This is a genomic window from Methyloceanibacter marginalis (assembly GCF_001723295.1).
Lineage (GTDB): Bacteria > Pseudomonadota > Alphaproteobacteria > Rhizobiales > Methyloligellaceae > Methyloceanibacter > Methyloceanibacter marginalis.
On record NZ_LPWD01000468.1, the window covers coordinates 1 to 3,717 of the forward strand.

General features: G+C 66.5%; 3 protein-coding genes and 1 pseudogene. 1 reads left to right on the forward strand and 3 read right to left on the reverse strand.

Features of this window, described 5'->3' with window-relative positions; genetic code table 11:
* A partial coding sequence (locus tag AUC71_RS16940; RefSeq protein WP_193427058.1) for an SPOR domain-containing protein occupies positions 1 to 789 on the forward strand: 789 nt, incomplete at its 5' end.
* 47 nt (positions 790 to 836) lie between these two features.
* On the opposite strand, the gene AUC71_RS16945 is transcribed toward AUC71_RS16940, so the two are convergent.
* The 3 genes and pseudogenes from AUC71_RS16945 to AUC71_RS19855 all read right to left on the reverse strand — a co-directional run.
* A complete protein-coding gene (locus tag AUC71_RS16945; RefSeq protein WP_069625206.1) occupies positions 837 to 2,045 on the reverse strand; it encodes an amino acid ABC transporter substrate-binding protein in 1,209 nt (402 codons plus the stop codon).
* A 122-nt stretch (positions 2,046 to 2,167) separates the two neighbouring features.
* Complete coding sequence (ypfJ, locus tag AUC71_RS16950) at positions 2,168 to 3,148, reverse strand: KPN_02809 family neutral zinc metallopeptidase (RefSeq protein ID WP_069625204.1); 981 nt, start codon at positions 3,146 to 3,148, stop codon at positions 2,168 to 2,170.
* 379 nt (positions 3,149 to 3,527) lie between these two features.
* Positions 3,528 to 3,717: pseudogene (locus tag AUC71_RS19855) on the reverse strand (hypothetical protein); the annotation flags it as partial.

The following is a 3,717-nucleotide window of genomic DNA, read 5'->3' on the forward strand; positions in this document are numbered from 1 at the left end:
GCCGCCCGCCGCGCCACCCGCGGCGGCGGAGCCGCGCCCGCGCCGGTCGTCAGCGGCGCCGGGACCGCCGATGTCTCCGCACTCGAGGGCACGATCCAAAATCTAACGCAGCAACTGGCGGCGCTCGATGCCCGGCTGCAGCCGATCGAGCGATTCATCGGTCCGGTTGCGGCGCTGCCGCCTTCCGCGTCGGTGTCCACCTCGCCGCCCAAAGCGCAGGAGCCTGCCCCCGTCGCTGCGGCGCCCGAACCGGCACCCGTTGCGGAGGTCGTCGAGGAAGAGGTGGTCGAGGAGGCCGTGGTGGAAACGCCTCCCCCGCCTCCCGCGCCGCCGCCGGTGGCTGCAGCGCCCGAGCCGGAGCCTGAGCCGGAACCCGTCGCCGAAGCGGCGCCGGAGCCCGAGGCACCGGCCCAAGTGGCGGTCGCGGACGAGCCTGAGCCCGAAGCGGCAGAGCCCGAGGCGGCAGTCGCCCAGGAAGAGGTTGAGATCGCCGCCTTCGATCCTGTCGCCTTGCCGCCTGCGGCCAATGACGGCTCGACCCGCTACGGCATCGAGATCGGCACCGTGGGCAAGCGGGACGAGCTGCGGCCGCTATGGCGCGAATATCTCACCAAGCATGCTGCACTGGTGGCGGGCTTGCAGCCGCGCCGCGTTCTCGCGCCGGACAAGAAATGGCGGCTGATCGCGGGTCCCTTCGCCAACGCTCAAGACGCCGAAGGCGCCTGCTCGCTGTTCCAGAAGGCCGACCGGCCCTGCTCCGCCACGGTCTATGCGGGGGACGCGCTCTAGGGGCGCATGACTCGCCGCCCAACGAACAGACCCTGCGCCGTCGACCGCTAATGACCCGGACGCGGGATCACGGGATCTCGCACCGCCCATTCTTCTGGCGCGACGACAACATACTCGCGGTCGATGATCTGGGTGAGCACCATGGGCTTGGCGACGTTCTTGCCGGTGTCGTCGAACTTGATGGGTCCATAAAAGGTCGCCAGATCCGTGGCGGCAAGCGCGTCGCGCACTTTCTCGATGTCGAGATCTTGGGCACGCGCCATCGCATCGGCAAAGACATAGACGGCCACCGCCGACTGGGCCGACTGATAGGGCGCCTCGTAGCCGTAAACCTCCTGGAAACGCCGCGCGAAGTCGTCCGCCGAGCCGAACAGCTTGCCCTTGTGGCCGAGCGAGCGGTGCCATTGATGGGCGCAGAACACATGGGACGCGGCTTTCGGCAGCTGCTCCGCCAGCCGCGCCGAATCGCAATGGGTGAGCGCGACCATGGGAATACCCGTCCGCAGCGCCTCGATCTGTTTGACGGCGGTCAGCGCCCCCTTCTCGTGGCCCGAGACCACGAGAAGGTCGGGCTTCAGCGCCTTCACCTTGTTGAGCGTCACCGACATGTCGTCGAGCTCGGGTGGCAACTGGTCGTCGATCACGCAATTGATCCCGAGGCGCATGGCGTCGTCGAGCACCCCGGCCCGCACATCCTGCGCGAAGGGATCGTTCGCGGTCGCTCGCGAACGTGACCTCGCCGGCTGACTTGCCGAGCTTGCCGGCATGGGCCGCTGCAAGCTCCAAGCAGGCCGCAAATACTGATCGGAGGTGGACAGCACGGCGAAGATATAGCGGTAGCCCTTGGTGAAGAGCTCGCGCGCCGCGCCGTTCGCTTCCACCATCGGCACCTTATGCCGCTCGATGATGGGTAGGATTGCCTTGGTGAGCCCCGAGCTGTAGGGGCCGAGCATAAAATTCACGCCGTCTTGCTGGATCAGACGCTCGACCAGCTCGGTGCTGCGCGCGGGCGTCGACTCGTCGTCGTAATAGCGCAGGTCGAGCTTGTAGGACTTGCCGCCGATCTTGACGCCGCCCTTGTCGTTGATCTGGCGTATGGCGAGGTCGTAGCCGTTCTTTGTATTGACGCCATTGAGGGCGTATTTGCCGGTGAGAGACACGGTCGCGCCGAGCGTAACGACATCTTCAGCACACAGAGCGGTCTTGACGCCGAAGACGGCTAAGAACGTGACGGTACTGGCGAATAGCCACCGCATGGACGACACGTAGCGGCCCCTGCCCGCGTTCCGAATCCCCTCAAGCTCAAGAGCTTACGCGCAATTCCGCCCCGGCGCATCAGCGCAAACCGGCGGGAGGCGCCCCGCGGGCTTCACCCAGGTCAGAGTCGCCCGGTATTGAACGTATCGCAGGCCTGAAGGGCGCCATCCTCATAGCCGCGGCGGAACCAGCGCACGCGTTGCTCCGAGGAACCGTGGGTGAAGGAGTCCGGCACCACATAGCCTTGCGTCTGCTTCTGGATGCGGTCGTCGCCGATGGCACTGGCCGCGCCCAGAGCCTCGTCGATGTCGCCGGGCTCGATGAGCCCTTTATCGGCCTCCATGCGGTGCGCCCAAACGCCGGCGAAACAGTCGGCCTGAAGCTCCATGCGGACTTGCAGGGCGTTGCCCTCCTTGGCGCCCATCCGGCGCTTCGCCGCCTCGACCTTGTCGGCGATGCCGAGCTGTTTTTGCACGTGATGGCCGACCTCGTGGGCCACCACATAGGCCTGGGCGAAGTCGCCCGGCGCGCGGAAGCGGTTCTTCAGTTCGCGATAGAAATCGAGGTCGATATAAACCTTCTCGTCGGCCGGGCAGTAGAACGGTCCCATGGCAGCCATGCCCGTGCCGCAAGCCGAGCGCACGGCGCCGCTGAACAGAACCAGCTTCGGCTCGCGGTAGCGCGCGCCGAGTTCCCGGAAAGTCTGTGTCCAGCTGTCCTCGGTGGTGGCGAGCACGACGGAGATGAACCTCTTGAGATCATCCTCGCCCGCCGATTTCGGCCGCTCGATCTGCGCCTGACCGCCGGGCGCCGGGAAGTTGGTGGCATCGGGCTGCTGTTGCGGCAGACGAATGTCGGGGAAGCCCTGCCCCCCGTTCGGACCCTGGCCTTGCATGATGACCGAAGGATCGACGCCGAAGAACACCACCAAACCGAGAATGATCAGCAGACCGACAATGCCGATCCCGCCGCCGCGCCCTCCGCCTCCGCCGCCGCTGGAGGGAAAGCGCATGCCGCCGCCGGGAAACGGGAAACCAAAGCCGCGGCGCTCGCCGCGCCGGTCCTCGACATTCTCGCTTTCTCTCTGGCCACGCCACCGCATGTCACGCCCTCGCCGACCGGTCGCCTAAACTCTGCGCATTGTGCATGGAGGCCGATACCGCACAAGACCATCGCGCCGCCCCGCGCATCACGGGAGGCTCTCGCAAGCGCCTCTTCCGAAGAGTCGCGGATTTGCGCCAAAATGGGTGAGAGCGGCCCCGCAAATCCTTGTTGCTATTAGTGTAACTGACAACGAATCGTCACAGAACTGCCACAGGCGACAGGCATCCTTCCCACATGCCCAGTTGAGTTCGGTCTGGGCAGGTAGTGCGTTCTGTGTAATGCGTACGAGCCCTGGCACTCCCCGCGCCGGGGCTCTTCTTTTGTGCACTGCGCCCGCGGGGCCCTCTCAAATCATCGAAGCAGACTCCGCGCCCCGCTCACGGATTGGGCGCGGGCGGCGGTGCCTCCGGCATCGCTTCTTCCGGAGCCTCGTCCGGCGTCATGGCATCGGGCGCCTCGTCCGGCATGGGCTCGTCCATCATCTCGTCGGGCGGGCTCATCTCGTCCGGCATCCCCGCGTCCTCGGCGGGCATCTCGTCCGGAGGGGTCATGTCGTCGGGCATCCCG